We start from the raw sequence: 18,007 nt of genomic DNA on the forward strand, positions 1-18,007 counted from the left end.
ACAGAGGACCTTGCAGACCATCGACAACCCGTTCGGCACGAGGTTGTCACCCATGTCTTAAGTACAATCTGTTACCCATGTCTCCGGGTTGGACAGAGATTTAACTGGCGGAGAGAGCGTCAGCCGAGCCTGAGTCCAGCCTTGTCCAAGGATGTCCAATAACTTGTTTTAAAACAATCATCTAGCGAAGGCGCTCACTTCTTCATTGTCCACAGCCGTTCATTGAAATGCGGTGAAATCCGCGATACGATGTGGGTTGAAATGTGGGGTAAATAGTTTGGCGAACCCTTGAAAAATACTGGGAAGCATCCGGACAAAGCGCTCAGTGCGTTACAGGTCAAGCAGATCAAGGCGCCTGGCCGGTATTCTGACGGGAATGGCCTCTATCTCGTAGTTGATCCATCGGGAGCCAAACGTTGGTTGCTTCGAACCGTCGTCCAAGGCCGGCGGCGCGACATTGGTTTAGGGGGCCTCTCAGTCACTTCGCTCGCTGACGCAAGGGAGGCGGCGCAGGCATATCGCAAGATTGCTCGCGAAGGTGGAGATCCGCTCACCACCAGACGCGAAGCTCGTACGATTGTGCCAACTTTCAGGGTAGCCGCCGAGACCGTGCATGCTGAACACGAGATCAGCTGGAAGAATCCAAAGCATGCCAAACAATGGATCAACACGTTGACGCAATATGCCTACCCCATCTTGGGCGAGTGCCGGGTGGACGCCATTTCGACGCCCGACGTCCTGCGAGTTTTGTCTCCGATTTGGTTGACCAAATCGGAGACGGCAAGGCGGGTTCGCCAGCGAATAAGCACTGTCATGGACTGGGCGAAGGCAGCGGGTCACCGCTCCGGCGATAATCCCGTTGAGGGTGTGAGCCGAGGTCTGCCGAAGCAGATTGACACAGACAGGCACCACACGGCTCTTCCGTTCGTCGAGGTGGGGAAATTTGTCGCGAAATTGAAGCGCTCAAATGGGGATGCGAAGCTCGCTTTCGAATTCCTTATCCTGAGCGCGACCAGGACCAGTGAAGTACTGCTTGCCCGATGGGTAGAGGTGGACCTGACAGCCAAGGTTTGGATAATTCCCGCAGAGCGAATGAAGGCCAAGAGAATTCATAGGGTTCCACTCAGTACCCAGTCCCAAGATCTGTTGGCGAGGGCAAAGCTTGTGGCGGGAGAGAGTGACTACGTGTTTCCCGGACAATCGCTGGAGAAACCTATGTCCAACATGGTTTTTCTGGCGATTCTCAAGCGTATGAAGATCGCGGCAACTCCCCACGGCTTTCGGTCCGCCTTTCGCGATTGGGCCGCCGAAACGACCGGTTTTCCTCGTGAGGTTGTAGAAATGGCTTTGGCACATACGATTGCCAACAAAGTCGAGGCGGCTTACCGACGTGGTGACTTGTTGGAAAGGCGCCGTGAACTTATGCAGGAGTGGGCTGATTTCACCTCAACAGCCTGACGTTCTCAGACCCGTTGGATGATAAATATGTTGCCATTGACAGGCCGGTCGAAAGAGATGGTCCGACTAGCTCTAAGGGCGGAGTATCCGGCGTTCAAGCCGGCTTTTGAAGAGAAGCTGGACGCCGCAATCAAAGCAAACGTCGGTGCGTCGGATATAAGCGACGTGATAGTGGACGCGGTTCGGGACGGATCACGTTTTTCTATAAAGGCGATGTGGCCAGACGAAGCCGAAAGAAGCCACGTTGAGGCTTGGGCAGCGACAATTCAGGGGACGGAAGACGAGCGAGAGCGGGAGATATGGCGTAAGTTTTTGGATGAAGTGCAGGAGTACCGAGGCCGTCTCTTAGACATGCATGAAGACGAAATCGGACCTCTTGCCGAGAAAGCGTTCTTAGCCGAGCAAGAGAAGACCAATCCGCTTCGGCCCGAATATGACATTTGGGCGTTCTATTCCAAACCAGACGCCAAGGCTGATTTTCAGCGATGGAGCCGCCTTCCGACGTGGAGCGTCGACGAGGCGGTAGCGCTTTCCTTTGGCAAGGACCCCGAAAAGGTTTCGCTTGATAAGCTCAAGAGTCCTTTCGCGACGCGATCCCCGTTCATTATGGGCTACCGCGCAAGGCATGACCATATCAGCCGGGCAGTCCGAGTTGGCGACCTTAGCGAACCTATGCGAAAAGAACCGTTTATCGAATGGGCTGACAGCAATGGCCTTGAGCTACCTCCAGAGCTCGATCTGCCCAACGTCGTTTCAGATGCTCGCATGTGGGAGAGGCGCTATCAGGAAGTGGTCGAAGAAAGAGACAAGCTGTTAGTTGATCTGAGAACTGCGCAAGCGGAATTGGCCGGCTGGCGCGGTGAGGATTTTAGCAAAATAGCGCCAAAGGCCAGGAAATCGCTCTTTCGGATTGTTTTGGGAATGGCGATCGCACGCTATGGCCACGCAACCGTGGGCAGGCCAGGAGCCCGTGAGCGAATTGAGGCCGATTTAAACGCCCTTGGGCTGGGTCTAGGTGACGATGCTATTGGCGGTTGGCTGAAGGAGGCCGCTTCAGAGTTGGAATATGCCCAGACATTTCAATACCGCAACTACGCGTCCAACAGACCAATTGCACCCAAGGATGACTAAGGCCGGTTTCGGTTTGATGTAACCGATATCGGCCAAAGATCCCGTCAATCTTTCTAGCACTGTCTCGCCCAATCCAGGGCCATAGGAGACAGTGATGACCATACCAAACGAACCTGAACGCCTTCTTCGCCTTTCTGCGATTTTGGCACCCAAAGGCCCTCTTCCGATTAGCAAGTCGCATTTTTGGCAAGGTGTCCGAGATGGACGCTACCCCGCACCGTTCAAGCTTTCCAAAAAAGTTACGGTTTGGAAGGCCGCAGATATTGCGGCTCTGGTTGCCAACCTCCCGCGCGGGGAGGTGTAGGATGCCCAGCAGAAAAGGTCCGCCGCGCGCAGTGATAGGCCGCAACAAACCGCCGGCAAAGTCATTTGCTGATCGGCTTGATCAAATCGCTGCGGTTGTCAAAACAAGCACCGCTCTTCACAACGTAGTGCTGCGCCAAAGTGTTGCTGAAGCATGCGCTATAGCGCAGGCGATCCGTGGAGGCGGGCCTGGCGCGTGGCATGTCTTCATCAACGAACCGCGTTGGAGCAATGCCAAGAACCCGCCGCATTCAGGAGATCGCGTTGACGTTCTCCACTACGTCTTCCGGTGGATTTTTGGTATGAGCGGATGCCGCCAAGGATGCAAGCTTCTATCGGCGCGCGGTCGAGCCGCTCCTCGATGAAGGGATTGAGATCGACGATCTTCCAGCAGAAATAGTCGCCCGAGGCGGGTTTAAGAAACTTGCTGCAGAACGCGCCGATACTGCAAGGGCCGTTAGCGATAATGCTGACGAGGCCAGCGCGTCGGACGATTCTCCAAAGCGACGCCCGGCCTTGAGCGGGTCTATCGCCCGCCCCAAACCACCGACGCCGCCGCTTCAAGATGATGACGTAGTTGACTTTGACGATGACAACTACATCGACCCGCCCGAACGACCGGTTCCGTCATTCCCATCGAATCGCGGTGTTCAGGTTAAGTCCGAGAGATGGCTCGATGGTACGCTTGACGCTATCTTGAGTGGTAACACCCGAGCCGTCCTTCGTCTGCCCACTGACCGCCCGATCATATTACGCGGTCAGATCCGGTTTGAGGGCCCAGTTTGCCACATTGCGGTTACGGAAGCTTCGCTCGACCAAGATAGCGACTAGAACTTTCGGGCAGCCGCAGGCATATCGCATGCGGCTGTTTGGCTTGAAGCGGTATTTTCCAACGTTGCAGTCACCGGCCGCATCTTCGGACCGTCCGAAGTTCCGGTGGCCTTCAAGGGCGGAATCGATAGAGCATGCCGCTGACCGTGACCAAATATTTGCGCAGGTATCTTTCTTTCAAGCGGCCGCACGTTCGCTTGAGCTATCGTTGATGTTCGGACGGTCCGAAAGCACCCCGTGGCGGCGACGCCAACAGGTGACGAGCTTTTGATCAGAGCGCCGGTAAAGGCCTAAAGGCCACCTCGGCCCAATCCCAATTGTCGAACATCGAACAGTCACGCCACGCGCGGAATCGCCACGCATAGCCGCCCTGTTCTTCACGCCATTCAATGTCGGCTCCAGATGGACCCGCATATGGCTGTGTTCGTCGGTGGGAGGCGATTTGAGACCGGCTGAAGCAGCTACCGCAACCACGATATTGGAGGGCAGGCCACCGACCCCCACCGACAACGGGAAGACACCCGGCAATGGAAGACAACCCCAACTCACAACCAACCAATCCAAGGAGGAGACGATGGTTATAGAGCTGACACCGAAAATCGTACAGGATCTAACGTTCGGATACACCCTAATGGTCCAAGAGCGTGTCGACTGCGGGTGGGAACCGACGTTGCTCACCTTCCAGTTCAACCACCTCAACGGTTCACCGGCGACCGTCGACATAGAGATGCGGAAAACGGTGGAAAAGGTTTTTTCGCAGATTTTGACACGTTGTTTCAAGAAGCCCAAGAATGTGCCCATCCACAAAATGCCGCTTTGGATTTGCACTCCCGACTATCCAGTTTTCAAATACGATAAAGACAACTTCCGCGACATTGTGAACAACGATGGGCGACACATCCACGTCATCGCCGTAATGCCGCCAGACACGGGGATAACGCAAACGCTCGACGACCATTTTACCAACGAGCAGCAGCGATATTCGGGATATGCCCCCCGCCCACTGTGGTGCTTGGATTCGCAGCCCATAACTCACGATCTATCATTCGTCGTCGACTACGGCACCAAAGGCATTAAGACCCCTCGAGTTGGAGCCGATGCGATGTTCGTTCTTCCCCGGACACATTCGGAAATGGAAGCCCATCGTGCCGACAAGGCCGAGCGGTAGTTCCTCGACGACCTCCATTTTTAGAACAGCTAGGCCTGGATACGGTGCCGCGGTCCCTTGGCCGTTCGCTCGGCATGATTAGTATCATCGAACTATGCCAGCCATCCACAACCCCGGCCTTGGATAGGGGTGCATAACCGATAAGCCGGCCCTCATGTGACGAGCCTATCCAGACAACTACCGACGTCACACCGTCGAGCCTACCACGCTGGAACGCATGTTCCGGGCCGGTAAAGGGCTGTGCCTATCGCCCAGCCGACAACCAACAATGGAGAGGAAACATGACGAATAAAATTTCAGATGCTGCGACAACCAAGCAATCTGCCGATCTCACCACAGGAAGTGATTTCCGTGAAAAATTCGAGGTGATCACTACCCAATCGGCGCTCCTCGATTTCCTGGAACGCCGCCTCGACGAAGCTGAAAGTCGAATAATTGTGTCCGAGAGTACCCGAGAGATTTTCGACCTCATCAAGGGCTCATGCGGGGAGGAATATGATGTGCTGGGACTCAGTAATCTCGACGTCGTGCGGGCATTAGCGGACGGGATCGTTGACGACAGAATGGTAATTACTTCCCATATGATGCTGGCGTTTATCTTCAAATTCCTTGGCGTGCACAGTGAGGAGTCCGTGGATTCACTGACGGCTATAGAACTAATGATAGATCACGCGTTTCCGGCAGGCTGGGTAAACGTTGAGGATGGTGGCGGTGAAACTCGAATCTTGACAACCAGGACCGGCAAGCAGGCCCTTGGTTTAAGAGTTGAGGTCACAATTCCCCATCCGCCACGACGCCCTGCTGATCCAATGATTTGCGAAATGTTCTTTGATTGGCCGGAGGCGTTCGAACGTCTTAGGGCTCGGACACCTGCTGAGGTGGCTGACAGGCGGGCAGCCGAGGTAGCAGAGCGGGTAAGAAAACATGAAGAGAAATACGGACCAATATTGGAGCCGACTACGGAGCCCAACGAAGCAGTCGACTGGCTGGGCGAGGAGGACTAAGCGCGAGGTTTTCGACTGTAAACATTGGTGCCGTTAAGAAATCACTTGACAAGAGGCATTTATTCCTATATAATGTGGCCATTCAGATGATCGATTTTGACCACTGAAACGCCGAAAAGGTGGGTTGTTGAGCATTCTCGTGACAGGGCCTCGTGCCCGGGTTTCGCACTTAACGGCGCCACGCCGACGCCATCGATTATCAGATGAAAAACTCAACCAAAGGGGCTCCATTCGGGGCCTTTATCTTTATGGAGACCTGAATGACCAACGCCGCAGTTTCCGCTGCAGTTTCGACGGCCTTGCCAGCCCTCATTGTCCTAGGCCTCGATGACAGCGGCAAAGCCCACGCCTCGTGGTTCGGTGAGGCTGAGACCGACGTTGCCGAGAAGGCGGCGGGCATGATGGGGATGGCAGCGCTTCGGGCTTCGAACGACGAATTGCGCGGTCTCGCTGGCAAGCTGCCGAAAGGCAAGGTGTTCGCCTCCGGAAAAGCCTTTGTGCCTTTCGTCAAGGCGACGATGTTTGACAAGATCGCCACTCACCTGCCGAGTTCCTATGAGTGGCCGGTCCGAGCTGCGAAGTCTGCGGTCGAGAAACCCAAGCCCGGCAAAAAGGCATCGGCCGCTCGTGATCACCAAACGACTGATCCGAACGAAGGCCTGACTATTCCCGAGGGCTGGGACAAGATCGTGTTCGGCTCGTTGGTGCTGGCCTGCGAAAATGCGGATGAAGGTTGGTTCCCAGCGCGCGTCATCCAGGTGAGCGCCGACGGTCTGTTCACCTTGAAGTGGCGCGACTTCCCCGACTGGCCGGTGATCGTGCGGCGGACCCACCATCTGGCCCTATTGCACCCCCGGCATGCTGAATGAGCGCGAGCGGTTCAGTTCACGCCTGTTCGCCTGATCGTCAACAGCCGGGATCAACGATGACCGACAAAGCACCAGAAATTCGACGCCTCAACGATGCCTTCCGCCGCAGCTTCATCGGCGGCCATGTTGTCCTAACCAGCGGTGTTGCCGCGCTTTCCGAAACCGAACGTCGGGCGCTGTTGCGCTCGGTGCGAGCTTTCGAAGCCTTCAACAGCGACAACGATCCTCATGCCGAACACGATTTCGGTGCCATTGATCTGGAGGGTGCGAAGTTCTTCTGGAAAATCGATTATTACGGCCCGGACATGCAGTCAGGCTCGCCGGACCCATCGAACCCGGAGGTGACGCGCCGGGCTCTGACGATCATGCGTGCGGAGGAGTATTGATGCTCAAGGATGCTCTTTCCCGCCGTTCGTTGCTGCTATGGCTGCCGGTCGCGTTGATGAGACCCATCTCGGTTTTCGCGGGAAGGGTGCCTTTAATCCGACAGTCCCCTTGGTTGGTCCTACCCAGGAGGATGTTTCACCTGCCCTGATGCAAGCGATCTGCGCCCACTGCGCCGCCTATTCAGATGTCGGTCGGCTGGGGCGCAAAACAAACGCCGCGGCCTACGAGTCAGCGGTGAGCCCCGAAGACACCGGCGCGCTCGATCTCGCGTTTGATGTCGAACGCCAACTTCTCATGTCGGTGTGCGCCTATCCCGCGCGCAACGATGCTGAGCGTCACGACAAGGCTACTTACCTGCTCGGCATTTTCGATGGGGACGAGCCATCAAGCGAGCACGTCACTGCTCTTCTCATCTCGATGAAGATCGGGGCGTTGGATCACTCGCCGTGTCACCTTCCTCCAGCTCGTACGGCCTAACGAGGTCGAGATGGCTGACGCCGAGCGCCGTGGCAAGATCAGACAGCGTCTCCAACGTCGGGTTGCGTTTCCCGCGCTCAAGGTCGCTGATGTACTGCTGACTCACGTTCGCGAGTTCAGCCACTTTCTCCTGCGTAAGGCCGCTGGCGGCCCGTAAACGAGCAAAGTTCTTCCCGACCAGTTTGCGCATCTCCATGCGAAAGCAATCGGGGAAATTCGACGTTGAGTTTATCAACTATAATATGTAAATCGCTGATGGTAACAGCGAGGTGAGATGGGAGGACTTATGCCTGACTGGTACTACGAAGAAAGTGGCGCGCAACGCGGCCCAGTGTCAGAGGGCGACCTCAACACCATGCTCGCCAATCACTTGCTGCCACCAAACGCTCTGGTTTGGACGGCCAACCTTGGACCGAATTGGAAGCCTGCATCGCAAACACACCTCGAAGCCGCGCCGCAGCCGGTCAGGCCCCCGCCTTTACCAACAGTCTCAGCTCCATCCCCACCGCTACCAGCGACAGCGCCCATTGTTCTGGGCAGGCAGGCAACGTTAGCTGTGCCCGCGAGCGGCGCGGTTTTGTCACCGCCAACAGAAAAGTGGGCGATGTGGCTCGCCTTCACCCCGCTCATCTTCCTTGCGGCAGACATCATTTTTGCGTCGGCTGGGATTGATCCCTATGGGGACAACAACCAAGCCCGAGGCGCTGCGATTTGGTCAGGTATCGGTACCCTTTGGCTGACTTACAAAGATGCGAAGGCGATCAACAACGCTGGCCTCAATCCGCAGCGGCGTTGGCTTTTGCCTTTCATCATGTTGATGCCCATCGGTTATTTCGTCCGTCGACGGTATGTCGCGGCCACGCCACTGACGCCGCTATGGATATGGCTGGTAAGCGCCGTGGTTTATGTGATGGGCGCTGGGGCCTTGTCCACACAATGAGACCGGCGCGGCTTCTTTTCGGATTGGGGCCTTGGGCGTTTGCGACGCTAGTCGTTCTGCTGTCGACTTCTGCATATGCAGCTAATGACGATGCTGCCGCTGGCTACGGGATCATGGGAACTTTTTTGCTTCTCCTGGCGACTATTTACGAACTGCCGACGATCATTGCCTTCCTACGCGGTCATCCAAACAGATGGTTGATTTTCGTCCTGTGCACTTCGCTTGCCGGTACGGGTATTGTGTGGCTCGGCTGCCTGATCTGGGCATTCAAAGCGATCCACATCACCGATGACCCAACTGGGACCAATGGCGGCGAATCGGGATTGAATCTGCTAACAAACGACGTTCAGCGGGTGCGATTGGAAAATCCGTCGGTCATGCATCCGTCAACTATTCAGATAGCGCACCATGATACAGTCGACAGATTGGAGCGCCTAAAAAAGCTTCTCGATAATGGCGTAATCGACGATGCGCAGTTTCGGCGCATGCGCGATCTGATCGCAGGCGGCTGAGGGCTTCGGGCCGCGTCAACACGGCAACCGTTGAGCGGCCGCACCTTTTAAAACCGGGGCACCCTCAGCGCCGCGATAGGTGTTTTTCAGGTCATACAGGGCCCGCCAGCGCGCATCGAGCCAGTGAAGGCACCTTCGAGCGCTCAGCGAGCCTAGCGGCGCGGCTGCAAAGCGCCACGCGAACGTATTTTTGGCCGCCTTGCAGCAACTCGGGTTGAACACCCCTGAAAAAATCTCGTCTTGAACCTGAAGTCGATGCTTTCGAGGTTTCTTCGAAGGAAGTGCGACAAACGCTACTGGCTCCCAATTCAACTCACGCAAGATTGGTGGCGCGCGCAGGGGAGGAACTGCCGCGGACCACAGGCCTCACAGCAACGCGCACTGCGCAAGCTTCTGTATGCCATCGCCAGCGATCCAGACGGTCATCTTATCGTTGGCCGCTTCGCGAAGCTCGAAGTCGATCGCCTCCAGTGCGCAATTCCCGCCAATCTGCCCGCCGCCTTTCCTCTCGATCATAAAGTAGCCTTCGGTCTTGGCCGGACCGACGAGAGGGATGGCCGCCAGAAGCGGAACCTTGACAAAGGATACCTTCAGTTGATTGCCGCGAATGTTCTGGTCGATCATGCTCTGGAGTGTCTTCGGCATCGATCGTGTGATCGAGAGATAGGAAAGACCCGTCCAGATTGCCACGCCAATGACTGTCAAAACAAGCAAGGATGAAAGTTGTCTCACGCTGAAGCCCCCGCTGACTGAGAAAGCGTTATCCCGGTGGATGCAAGCCGTCAAACCGAGCCCTTCGCAAAAGGCCGAGTCAGCCTCACCGCAGCCAACCAAGAATATTCCATTCACCCCCCTAGTTGACCACCCACAGACTCTTTAGCTCGTGGCCGACAGCCCAGTCCGACGAGGTGTCGTTGCCACAGCTTGCCTCGTACGGGTCGCGCACCATCTTGAATTCGTCATCCATCACTGCTCCGAAGACGAAACATTCTTCTTTGTATTCCCCACGTTCGGCGCTCGCCAACTTGACGACGGTTTTGATGAGGATGGCTGCCAAATTGCGGCTTTTCCAGTTCACGGTACCATAGTCATCGACCGTCGAGCTGACGTCCGTCGCCTTCCATGCGTCCTGGCCGAGTTGTTGGTTCCAACGGGCAAACTCCGGAAATAGCCCTTGGACATTGACCGCGGAGGACACTTGATTCCCTTGGCCAGCGAGCACAGTCGTTCTTAGGCCATCAGAAAACATGTTCAGAAGGGCGGTGGCTGCTGGACCGTTCTTCTGACGCAGAGCTGCCTCTTGCGCCGATTTCGTCTTTTGCGCTTCCTTGAGGCGTTGGGCCGCAACGCGCTTTGCCTCCTCGGCCGCAACGCGCGCTGCTTCTTCAGATTTAACCAGTTCTTGCCGGGCAAGCTCCAACTTCGCTTGAGCCGCCGCTAGGTCACTCTGTTCGAACCAAATCGGGGCATAGGCAAAATTGACGCTGTCCCGTGTCAAAGCTTCGGTCACGGCTTTGAGGGTCGTGGTTGACCCGTAAAGGATCCGACACTTATCCCGGCGTACATCCTGGTACGCAGCGTCAACGTTCGAGATTTGTGGATCGGCCTTGGGGATGGATGCAAATTCGGCCAGCTTATCAATGGTAGCGAGATGAGCCTGCGGTCCTCCATCAATCACGCCGCAAATCCTGGTGGATTTGTTATCCAACAGAATTCCACCGTATCCCATCCTCGACCCTTTCTCGACATCAGCCGCAATCTGGCTGGCGAGGGCCTGATCCTGGTCAATTCGCCGCTTTAGGTCGGCGAAATTTAGCGCATCGAAGGGGCGAAGGCTCTTCGCCTCGATGGCCTCCAGATACGCAATCGCGAAGCTCGGTTTGGATTCAACGAACTTCTTCCGCTGGATAAAAAACACGTCCGCTTGGTCGATATCCACTTGGCCGCATTCGCGGCGAATGTGGATAGCCTTTCCGCCTAGCGCGCCGAACGCCGTTTGAAGAGCCTTTTCGAGCGCGGGAGTGCTTTCCACACCAAATAGACAAATCCAGGCCTCGTTCTTGGTAAATGAAAATTGGCCAGACAGGGTTTTCAATAGCGACGGGGCTGCCGAACCTGCGTTGTAGAGGACAACAACGTCATCAAGCGCTCCTCTAAGCAGAACTTTGTTCGACTCTGTAAGAGCGAATGCAGGATTATTGTCTGCCTGCGATTCGCCGTTGCGGTCTTCCTGCGACAGGGCCTGTGCGGCTGCCAACTCACTCGTGAGACCTTGGGTCGCGATAAGAGCCCGAACGCTGTCTCTCGCCTCTGTAAGGGTCTCCAAATCCGACGACGAGGTCACGCCGCTCAGCGCCTTAACTTCACTGACAACCAACGGCAGCTTGCTCGAAGTGAGATGAGCCGCCATCCAGGTCTTGAGCGCCTGCTGGTCGCCCTGAAGCTCGGCCACGATGAGCGCTTTTTGTTTTTCGATGTCCTGAGACCGTTCCTTGTCCCTTGATGCGGAAAATTCGGCAAAGCCTGGAACTGCCATCAGCAGATTAGTTAGGCGAAGCGTGGAATCGTTTAGTGCATCGGCCGAATTCGTCTGAACTTGCGCATTCAGAGCAGCAGCTTTGTCAGCGATCTCGACCAAATTGGACGTCTGCGGATTCAATTTTAGAAATGTTTCCGCATCGGACAGCAAGATGGTGGCGGCGGCCTTCGACGCTTTGAGCCTGCGGGCCTCCGACTTGTCAAACGAGGCCTTGTCCGCGAAGCCCTTTTGACTTGCGTTCCTGAATTCGATGGGGTCGGTGAAACCCGACGCGCGAAACGCTCCCAATTCGGCTTTGGTTTGAATCCCGAATTGCTGCGCTGCACGGAAATCGTCGGCGGATGTGAAGCCTGCTGCCTGCGCGCGTTGATATTCGTCGCGGCTTCGGAACCCTCCTGAGACAGCGGCATCAAATTCTCTTTGAGTGCTGAAACCTAAGTTCTTTGCCTGCGCAAATATGCTTGCCGACGGGAATCCGCCTGCCATAGCCTCTCTGTATGACCGAGCATCACTAAAGCCCAGCGATTGGGCAAGATTTCGTTGTTGGTCGTTCCTGAATCCATCTCCAGCGCTACGTTCGATCTCCCCAAGACCATATTCTGTGAGCAGATCGCCTGCAGGTAGACCAAAATTGGCCCTGTACGCCTTGAAGGAAGTTACGGTCGACGGGCCAATCAAGCCGTCAACCGGACCGTCATAGAGCGAAAGCCGCGTCATAGCAGCCTGTAGGCGTTGAACAACTTGGCGGTAAGCTTGTTGCATCATGAAATCCAAGGAATCGCCTCGTTGAAACGAGTGCCAAGCCACGCGATCCAGGCTCTCGCCGCGAGACAAAAAAGCGTCCTGGGGGACTATGTGCAGCTCCTTAAGCGTCCTCAGGTTTGGTCTGGCCCTATCGTTGTTCAACGTGCCCGCGATAATGGCAAATACGCCGTTGCGGCTTTGCGCGACCAATGTAGGCCCAAGGGTCGGAGCATACGATTGCGCCAAGGCGATAGCCTCTTCCTCTGTGGGTCGACTTGATACAACCAACCAAAGGACGTCGGATTGCGGCGTTCGCAGCGAAGCCGGGACTAGACCTAAGCGGGTCTGATAGTGCGCCAAACTCGACAAGGGAAAAGTATTTGGACGCCGTGCCGCAGCCTCTAAACAAGAAGCTGACAAAAGGGCTACGACGAAGCCCATCGAAATCATACGCATTTATTGTCCGCCTACCCAACCCAAATCTATCATGGGCTGAGGGGCATGCCTGCGCAAGCACGTCTCTGAAAGTCTCTGGAGTATGTCCAGGGAAGGTAAATTAACAGGATTGCCTCTGCCGACGCTCCTCGGACCTCACTGAGGAAGAATTAATTAACGCCGACGTTCAGAGGGTCGGGACGCTACGCGCGTGAACCCGTCCCGAGGCGAGCGTCGGTTTTGCTCCCAGTGGGAAGCATGGTGGGCCGGTTGGCGGAAGGCCAAACTATGACTCTAGGAGGATCCGCTTGTCTCCCATTCACAGGAAACAAGAAAAGTTCACTTCTTGTATCCGTCCGCCAATGCTCGCTAGGTTCGGTCCGAACCATCCGGGCCAATAGCAGCGACGGCCGCCGTCGCCTCAGGTTCGACCTTCACAGCTTGCGCCTATCAAAAAAACAGCGAATAGTACTCATTGCGTTCGAGTTTAACCAGAGACGTAATCTCTTGGAGGGGGCGATGAAGCAGCTTTGCGCACTTGTCTCAGGTCTACTCTTTCTGATTGCATCTGGACACCCTGCTTTTACGCAAGCGAGCGATCCTGACGCAGAGAAAATTGCAGCAAACTGGGTTCGGTCCCTAGATGCCGGGGACGCAGGCGCGCTGTACGAAAACTACGCTTCCTCTTACTATAAAGCTACAGTGCCAAAGAAGGTTTTCGTCAATTGGGTGGGAACAACAAGAATACAGTCTGGCGGCGCTGCGTCCAGTAGATCAGTTGAAGGATTCCAACAATTAGATCAATTGCAGAACGGGGTAACTGGGACATTTTATTATGTTCGGTACCGTTCGTCCCACCCAAATGGCAATGTATTTGACGATATTCTACTAACAGAGGAAAATGGTGCGTGGCTCGTGTATTGGTACACCGTATTTCCTGCTCCTCCAAATCAATAGACCGAGGCTGGAATGACTTACAAAGGGGCCGTCTACACGTTCATCTTTGGCTTATCGAGCGCAATAGTAACGCTACCGGCCAAAGCAGAGTGCCAACTTTCTGAAGCGATGCTACCCATCCAGGAATCTATTCAGTCGCTCCAAGACAATATAGAGGACGGCAACGTACAGCTGCAGACCCTGAGTAACAAATTGGTGGACGAAAGTGCTCAGCTTCGGTCATTGCTTCCACGCCCACCAAAGGGTGTCCCTGCGTCATTCTGCACTAGCCTCGCGGGGCTCGGATCACTTCTTGGTCAGGCCGCTGTCAAGCCCGATTTGACTATCCCCATTATTCAGTCCGTTGCCGATGATCTGAGCTTAAAGGTGGCATTCTTGACGAAGAATCTGGCGCTGGATAGCCTTCGGTACGCCGTCTCTGTGACTGTCTCGACCAAACTAAGTGGGTCAGAAGTCAGTGGGTATATCATTTCAGCGAACCCGCTCATTTACGAGGACAATGCCGAGCCTCTTTTCGCGTTTCCCCAGCTCAGCAGCCCAACAACGATGGACCTCCCTCCTGGAAAATACTCAATCGCGGCCTCCAAGGAAGGCAAGGCCAGTTGCAAGCGTCAACTTGATGTTGGAGGAAATGGGGAAAAAGCGCTAAACGCGGACTGTCCACTCCAATGAGCAGCCTCATAGATCAATTTAGCAAGTCCTGGGCAACTCTTAGTCAGTTCGGGCTTTTTATCGCGGGGATTGTAGGCGGCTTCCTTCTGTCGCCTCCATCGCTATGGCTGGATGCTGGGCCAAATAGCGTTCTAGTGGCAACGCGATTTTCTATGACCGTACTTCTTGCTTTGCTTCTTTATGCGTGTCTCCGGTTTGCAAGTGAGGGCTACAGGAGAGCTTGGATTCTGGTTTCTCTTACATCCCTTATTATCGGGATAGGAATCTTGACGGTCTATATTCTTCTGGTGGCGGTATGGTCGTGCCCGTATGCTGACGATCGCCTCGTCATAGGAAGCACCCTGACGTCGCTGGGCGCAAAATTCCTCAACGCACACCCTTCGTATTCCTGCAAAGAATTGATCGCTTCCGCCATCGGGCGGACCAACGATATATGGGATTCATCAGAGTTAATGGTGAGATTCATACTAATGACGCTGGCTTTCTTCATCAGTTTAATTGGCTGCTCGACCGCGACGGTTGCGGCATTGCAATTGCTAAGAATAACGAAGGTTGACGATGAATAAAATAGCGGCTCCGATCATTGCTGCATATTGGGTTGCGATGGCAGCTACGTCTGCCTATGCCGATACAGTTTCTGTGGAATTCACCGACGAGGTGATCAGAAATCTGTATGTAGAGACGTTGAGATCGGTCAATGGCTCTTGGAATGTTAATGCGACTTTGGACTTGCAGCAAGATGGCACCATTATATCCCGGCCCGACGGCCAGATCGAAATGGGAAAAGAAACTCTTGTTGATAGCTTGAAATCCGTGGAGCCGAATTATCGACCGTTGGCCCTTCGTTTCATTTTGCTTCACGAATTGTGGCATCAGGTGCAGTTTCGAGACCAAGGAAGCGATGTGAATGAGGAGGCGCTCGGACTCAACAGATTCCTCGAATGTCAGGCGGACCTAATGGCGAGCCGTTTCCTAGGATCAGCTTTCGTTGAGGCCTTCGCCAAGGATCCTGACGCGATTGAGAAGTTTTACGGCGGTTTGTTCGATTTAGGCGACTTTGAGGAGGGTGGCTCGTCGCATCCCTCAATCGAACATCGAAAATTGGCGATAACAAGGGGGCTAATGCGCCTCCTGTTTGAATCGGGTGCGCTGTTTCAGGGGCAGGAGACCTCGAAGGCAGCATTCGCCGCCATAGCAGGGATACGGAACGGAGAGGCAGACCTACAATGGAGTGTCCGTCAATGCCAATTGATAACTCAGATGGATGACGCTGCGGTAGCGGCAGTGACGCGCGGAACGCCGCAGTTGAATTGGAATACGAACGCTAATGGCTCAGTAACCTATCGGATACCTTACACTAACACTGGTTCCGTTCCGTTGAGGGTTGAGCTTGAGATAATAATGGCTCAGGTGCCTCGGGACGATCGGCACGACCTCGGGAAAAGACGGCTCCTATTTGGGGCAGACTATTTATTCGATATAGCGTCGGGAGGAACTTATACGGTCACAGGTAAACTGCCGTGGGTCGCTAGCGACGTCATGATGCCTCAAATCGTGTTTCCGCCCGATCCCGGAAGTCTGATGCGCGCGGAGTTTCTGAACGAGAATACAAATTTGTCAGCTACAACGACGACCGCGACAGAGATTTCTCCAGACGAAATCGTATTGAAGGAAGCCCTACTCGCGCTTTCGTCTAACGCCAAATTCGAATTTTCTAATTTCCGACAGGGCGCTGCAAGGTATCGCGGGGACGAATTAGCCTATCGGTCTAGTCTGGCATTACCCGGCGCGGAGTCAACAACCATAATCTTGCATCGAAAGGGAGAGGTCGATGTCAGAGCACAATTTTCAGAAAAGGACAAGAATCGTGTTCGGTTGACGTATGAAAAATATGACCTCATGCTTCGTCATATGTTTCCGAATAAGTTGGTAAAAAAGGATGCGCATAGGAGTAAGTATAGTAAGAGTGACTACAACAGCTCACGGGTGCAAGTTTCTCGCTATTGCGAGCTTGAGATATTGAGTTATGTCAGTTCGGAGGATGACGACGCCTCGTTTAGTATTGAGTTATCCGCGGTAAAGTTTTGATCGGCCGCTGAAATATTGGTGAAGCGTCACTCGCGTTACGCGCGTGATGTGTGGTAAAGACGAATACATTGATGCGGATTGTTGACATCGCGTCATAACATTTGCCCTAGAAAATTCGGGATGATATAGTATTTCGCGTTGAAACCAATGGGAGGGCAGAAATGACTGGGTGGCCTGCTGACAGTCAAAATGCGCTGGTACAATTTTATGGCCTCCCGGGCGTTCACGATGAAGATCGTCTGTGGATGGCGCAAAATCTGGTTCAGATTGCTCAACCATGGAGCATGGTTCTTTCTTGGGCAGTAAACACTCCGGTCTCACATTTTCGAATTCATCGTTTATGTGCAAGTAGTCTGCAAAGAGTGTTTGATTCCATCTGGGCGAAGTCTGAGCAGAGTCAAGAACAAATAAACAGCTGGGGACTCAATCTTTTTGGTGGAAGCTACAATTTCCGACCAGTTAGGGGTTCCAGTAGGCTTTCATGCCACGCCTTTGGTTGCGCGATCGATTTCGATCCCGATCATGAACAAATGCGGACACCGGGCCACATGGCGCGAGAGGTCGTCAAGTCCTTTACGGATGAAGGTTGGTTCTGGGGAGGAAACTTCCGTGAACGTAAGGATCCTATGCATTTCCAAGCCACCGACGGAGCCTAGATGCTTGGCCCCATTTAGCATGGGCATCCTTCCTGTGGGACAAGTTTTATATAAGAGCGCCACGACAACTTCGGCAAAGCCCGTCTCGCGGGTTCTCATCGTGCGCCTCCGCGATGATCCGCGCCTTGTCATCCACCGACCACTGACGCCGGCCGCCAGCACCGTTGATCACCTCGAAACGCCGAGGCTGCCGCTCCGGGTCAAGCGTAAGGTCAAGTCCAGACACAAGCCGATCTCCGATCCCAATACAGGATCGGCAACCTCACAGATCGCGACCACTCCCGAAAGTTGGTCCCACAACAGCGCTTACAATTAACCGGTTGGCGCAGAAAAATGTCTTACCACCTTTTGAGCCACGGACCTTTAAGCGGGGCGGCTATGGGTTTCCTCGGAAACCGGCACCGTCTCCTACGGAGGGTTCGCATTCGAAATTGACGAGCCAACACGCCGCGTCGTCCTTGCGATGAAAGCTGCCCAAGACACACGGTTTCACGAACTCTTGCCTCACAAGGCTCGAAACTTACAATCACTTCTGAAGGACGATCCCGAGCAGTTTCTGGCCTCTTTTGACTATCAAGGGGAGGGCCCTAATTTTTCTCAGACGTCGATCTTGCACCACATCAATCAAGAACAGTTCGCAACTGAGTTGCTCCGTACGCCTCCGGCGAGGGCCGCCTTGCGCGAGCATGGCCCGGTAGCGAAGCTGCGCTCTTAAGGTCGTCCTTTCGAGCGTAGTTAGCAGTGACGTTGCCCCCAGTTTCTATCCAGTTTTGAGTTCGTTTCCGGCGTGGGTTGTGCCCTGCTGGGCGGGTGAAGCGACGGGCGCTGGCGCGGAG

18 protein-coding genes are annotated in these 18,007 nt (G+C 54.7%); 15 read left to right on the top strand and 3 right to left on the bottom strand.

The window, feature by feature from the left end; all coding sequences use genetic code 11:
* Positions 1–288: 288 nt before the first annotated feature.
* The 8 genes from NKI72_RS31400 (at position 289) to NKI72_RS31435 (ending at position 7,628) form a co-directional block, all read left to right on the top strand.
* Positions 289–1,458, top strand: a complete 1,170-nt coding sequence (locus tag NKI72_RS31400) for a tyrosine-type recombinase/integrase (RefSeq protein WP_352851754.1) — start codon at positions 289–291, stop codon at positions 1,456–1,458.
* A 27-nt stretch (positions 1,459–1,485) separates the two neighbouring features.
* Positions 1,486–2,589: a hypothetical protein gene (locus tag NKI72_RS31405; RefSeq protein ID WP_352851756.1), complete on the top strand. Its 1,104-nt coding sequence runs from the start codon at positions 1,486–1,488 to the stop codon at positions 2,587–2,589.
* 94 nt (positions 2,590–2,683) lie between these two features.
* Positions 2,684–2,893: a helix-turn-helix transcriptional regulator gene (locus tag NKI72_RS31410; RefSeq protein WP_352851758.1), complete on the top strand. Its 210-nt coding sequence runs from the start codon at positions 2,684–2,686 to the stop codon at positions 2,891–2,893.
* Between the two features lie 1,404 nt (positions 2,894–4,297).
* Positions 4,298–4,891 (top strand): hypothetical protein, encoded by a 594-nt coding sequence (locus NKI72_RS31415; protein WP_352851760.1) that lies wholly within the window; start codon positions 4,298–4,300, stop codon positions 4,889–4,891.
* A gap of 281 nt (positions 4,892–5,172) precedes the next feature.
* Positions 5,173–5,895, top strand: coding sequence for a hypothetical protein (locus tag NKI72_RS31420; RefSeq protein ID WP_352851762.1), 723 nt, complete (start codon positions 5,173–5,175; stop codon positions 5,893–5,895).
* A gap of 260 nt (positions 5,896–6,155) precedes the next feature.
* Positions 6,156–6,764: a tudor domain-containing protein gene (locus NKI72_RS31425; RefSeq protein ID WP_352851764.1), complete on the top strand. Its 609-nt coding sequence runs from the start codon at positions 6,156–6,158 to the stop codon at positions 6,762–6,764.
* Positions 6,761–7,150: a DUF3768 domain-containing protein gene (locus tag NKI72_RS31430; protein WP_352851766.1), complete on the top strand. Its 390-nt coding sequence runs from the start codon at positions 6,761–6,763 to the stop codon at positions 7,148–7,150. The genes NKI72_RS31425 and NKI72_RS31430 overlap by 4 nt, the downstream gene beginning before the upstream one ends.
* A 37-nt stretch (positions 7,151–7,187) precedes the next feature.
* The gene (locus NKI72_RS31435; RefSeq protein WP_352851787.1) at positions 7,188–7,628 is read left to right on the top strand and encodes a hypothetical protein; all 441 of its coding nucleotides are present in this window, start codon (positions 7,188–7,190) and stop codon (positions 7,626–7,628) included.
* Here NKI72_RS31435 and NKI72_RS31440 read toward each other — a convergent pair.
* A complete protein-coding gene (locus NKI72_RS31440; protein ID WP_352851768.1) occupies positions 7,561–7,824 on the bottom strand; it encodes a helix-turn-helix domain-containing protein in 264 nt (87 codons plus the stop codon). The two genes, NKI72_RS31435 and NKI72_RS31440, sit on opposite strands and share 68 nt — an antisense overlap.
* A 90-nt stretch (positions 7,825–7,914) precedes the next feature.
* Between NKI72_RS31440 and NKI72_RS31445 the strand changes: the two genes are divergently transcribed.
* Both NKI72_RS31445 and NKI72_RS31450 read left to right on the top strand, forming a co-directional pair.
* Positions 7,915–8,568: a DUF4339 domain-containing protein gene (locus NKI72_RS31445; RefSeq protein ID WP_352851770.1), complete on the top strand. Its 654-nt coding sequence runs from the start codon at positions 7,915–7,917 to the stop codon at positions 8,566–8,568.
* A gap of 113 nt (positions 8,569–8,681) precedes the next feature.
* Complete coding sequence (locus tag NKI72_RS31450) at positions 8,682–9,080, top strand: superinfection immunity protein (RefSeq protein WP_352851771.1); 399 nt, start codon at positions 8,682–8,684, stop codon at positions 9,078–9,080.
* A gap of 366 nt (positions 9,081–9,446) precedes the next feature.
* On the opposite strand, the gene NKI72_RS31455 is transcribed toward NKI72_RS31450, so the two are convergent.
* Positions 9,447–9,812 (bottom strand): hypothetical protein, encoded by a 366-nt coding sequence (locus NKI72_RS31455; RefSeq protein WP_352851773.1) that lies wholly within the window; start codon positions 9,810–9,812, stop codon positions 9,447–9,449.
* Between the two features lie 121 nt (positions 9,813–9,933).
* Positions 9,934–12,393, bottom strand: coding sequence for a peptidoglycan-binding domain-containing protein (locus NKI72_RS31460; RefSeq protein ID WP_352851775.1), 2,460 nt, complete (start codon positions 12,391–12,393; stop codon positions 9,934–9,936).
* Between the two features lie 924 nt (positions 12,394–13,317).
* Between NKI72_RS31460 and NKI72_RS31465 the strand changes: the two genes are divergently transcribed.
* The 5 genes from NKI72_RS31465 (at position 13,318) to NKI72_RS31485 (ending at position 17,171) form a co-directional block, all read left to right on the top strand.
* A complete protein-coding gene (locus NKI72_RS31465) occupies positions 13,318–13,755 on the top strand; it encodes a DUF4019 domain-containing protein (protein ID WP_352851777.1) in 438 nt (145 codons plus the stop codon).
* 12 nt (positions 13,756–13,767) lie between these two features.
* On the top strand, positions 13,768–14,427 hold the full coding sequence (locus NKI72_RS31470) for a hypothetical protein (protein WP_352851779.1): 660 nt from the start codon (positions 13,768–13,770) through the stop codon (positions 14,425–14,427).
* A 266-nt stretch (positions 14,428–14,693) separates the two neighbouring features.
* Positions 14,694–14,993, top strand: a complete 300-nt coding sequence (locus NKI72_RS31475) for a hypothetical protein (RefSeq protein WP_352851781.1) — start codon at positions 14,694–14,696, stop codon at positions 14,991–14,993.
* On the top strand, positions 14,986–16,515 hold the full coding sequence (locus NKI72_RS31480) for a hypothetical protein (protein ID WP_352851783.1): 1,530 nt from the start codon (positions 14,986–14,988) through the stop codon (positions 16,513–16,515). Before NKI72_RS31475 ends, NKI72_RS31480 begins: the two co-directional genes overlap by 8 nt.
* A 161-nt stretch (positions 16,516–16,676) precedes the next feature.
* Positions 16,677–17,171: a M15 family metallopeptidase gene (locus NKI72_RS31485; protein WP_352851785.1), complete on the top strand. Its 495-nt coding sequence runs from the start codon at positions 16,677–16,679 to the stop codon at positions 17,169–17,171.
* The last annotated feature ends 836 nt before the right edge of the window (positions 17,172–18,007 follow it).

This window comes from Mesorhizobium sp. M0437 (assembly GCF_040321335.1).
Classification (GTDB): Bacteria; Pseudomonadota; Alphaproteobacteria; order Rhizobiales; family Rhizobiaceae; genus Mesorhizobium.

Excerpts from the sequence above, each read along its gene's own strand:
- NKI72_RS31405 (WP_352851756.1), top strand. The coding sequence starts at position 1,486 with ATGTTGCCATTGACAGGCCGGTCGAAAGAGATGGTCCGACTAGCTCTA.
- NKI72_RS31410 (WP_352851758.1), top strand. The coding sequence starts at position 2,684 with ATGACCATACCAAACGAACCTGAACGCCTTCTTCGCCTTTCTGCGATT.
- NKI72_RS31415 (WP_352851760.1), top strand. The coding sequence starts at position 4,298 with ATGGTTATAGAGCTGACACCGAAAATCGTACAGGATCTAACGTTCGGA.
- NKI72_RS31420 (WP_352851762.1), top strand. The coding sequence starts at position 5,173 with ATGACGAATAAAATTTCAGATGCTGCGACAACCAAGCAATCTGCCGAT.
- NKI72_RS31425 (WP_352851764.1), top strand. The coding sequence starts at position 6,156 with ATGACCAACGCCGCAGTTTCCGCTGCAGTTTCGACGGCCTTGCCAGCC.
- NKI72_RS31430 (WP_352851766.1), top strand. The coding sequence starts at position 6,761 with ATGAGCGCGAGCGGTTCAGTTCACGCCTGTTCGCCTGATCGTCAACAG.
- NKI72_RS31435 (WP_352851787.1), top strand. The coding sequence starts at position 7,188 with ATGGCTGCCGGTCGCGTTGATGAGACCCATCTCGGTTTTCGCGGGAAG.
- NKI72_RS31440 (WP_352851768.1), bottom strand. The coding sequence starts at position 7,824 with ATGGAGATGCGCAAACTGGTCGGGAAGAACTTTGCTCGTTTACGGGCC.
- NKI72_RS31445 (WP_352851770.1), top strand. The coding sequence starts at position 7,915 with ATGCCTGACTGGTACTACGAAGAAAGTGGCGCGCAACGCGGCCCAGTG.
- NKI72_RS31450 (WP_352851771.1), top strand. The coding sequence starts at position 8,682 with ATGGGAACTTTTTTGCTTCTCCTGGCGACTATTTACGAACTGCCGACG.
- NKI72_RS31465 (WP_352851777.1), top strand. The coding sequence starts at position 13,318 with ATGAAGCAGCTTTGCGCACTTGTCTCAGGTCTACTCTTTCTGATTGCA.
- NKI72_RS31470 (WP_352851779.1), top strand. The coding sequence starts at position 13,768 with ATGACTTACAAAGGGGCCGTCTACACGTTCATCTTTGGCTTATCGAGC.
- NKI72_RS31480 (WP_352851783.1), top strand. The coding sequence starts at position 14,986 with ATGAATAAAATAGCGGCTCCGATCATTGCTGCATATTGGGTTGCGATG.
- NKI72_RS31485 (WP_352851785.1), top strand. The coding sequence starts at position 16,677 with ATGACTGGGTGGCCTGCTGACAGTCAAAATGCGCTGGTACAATTTTAT.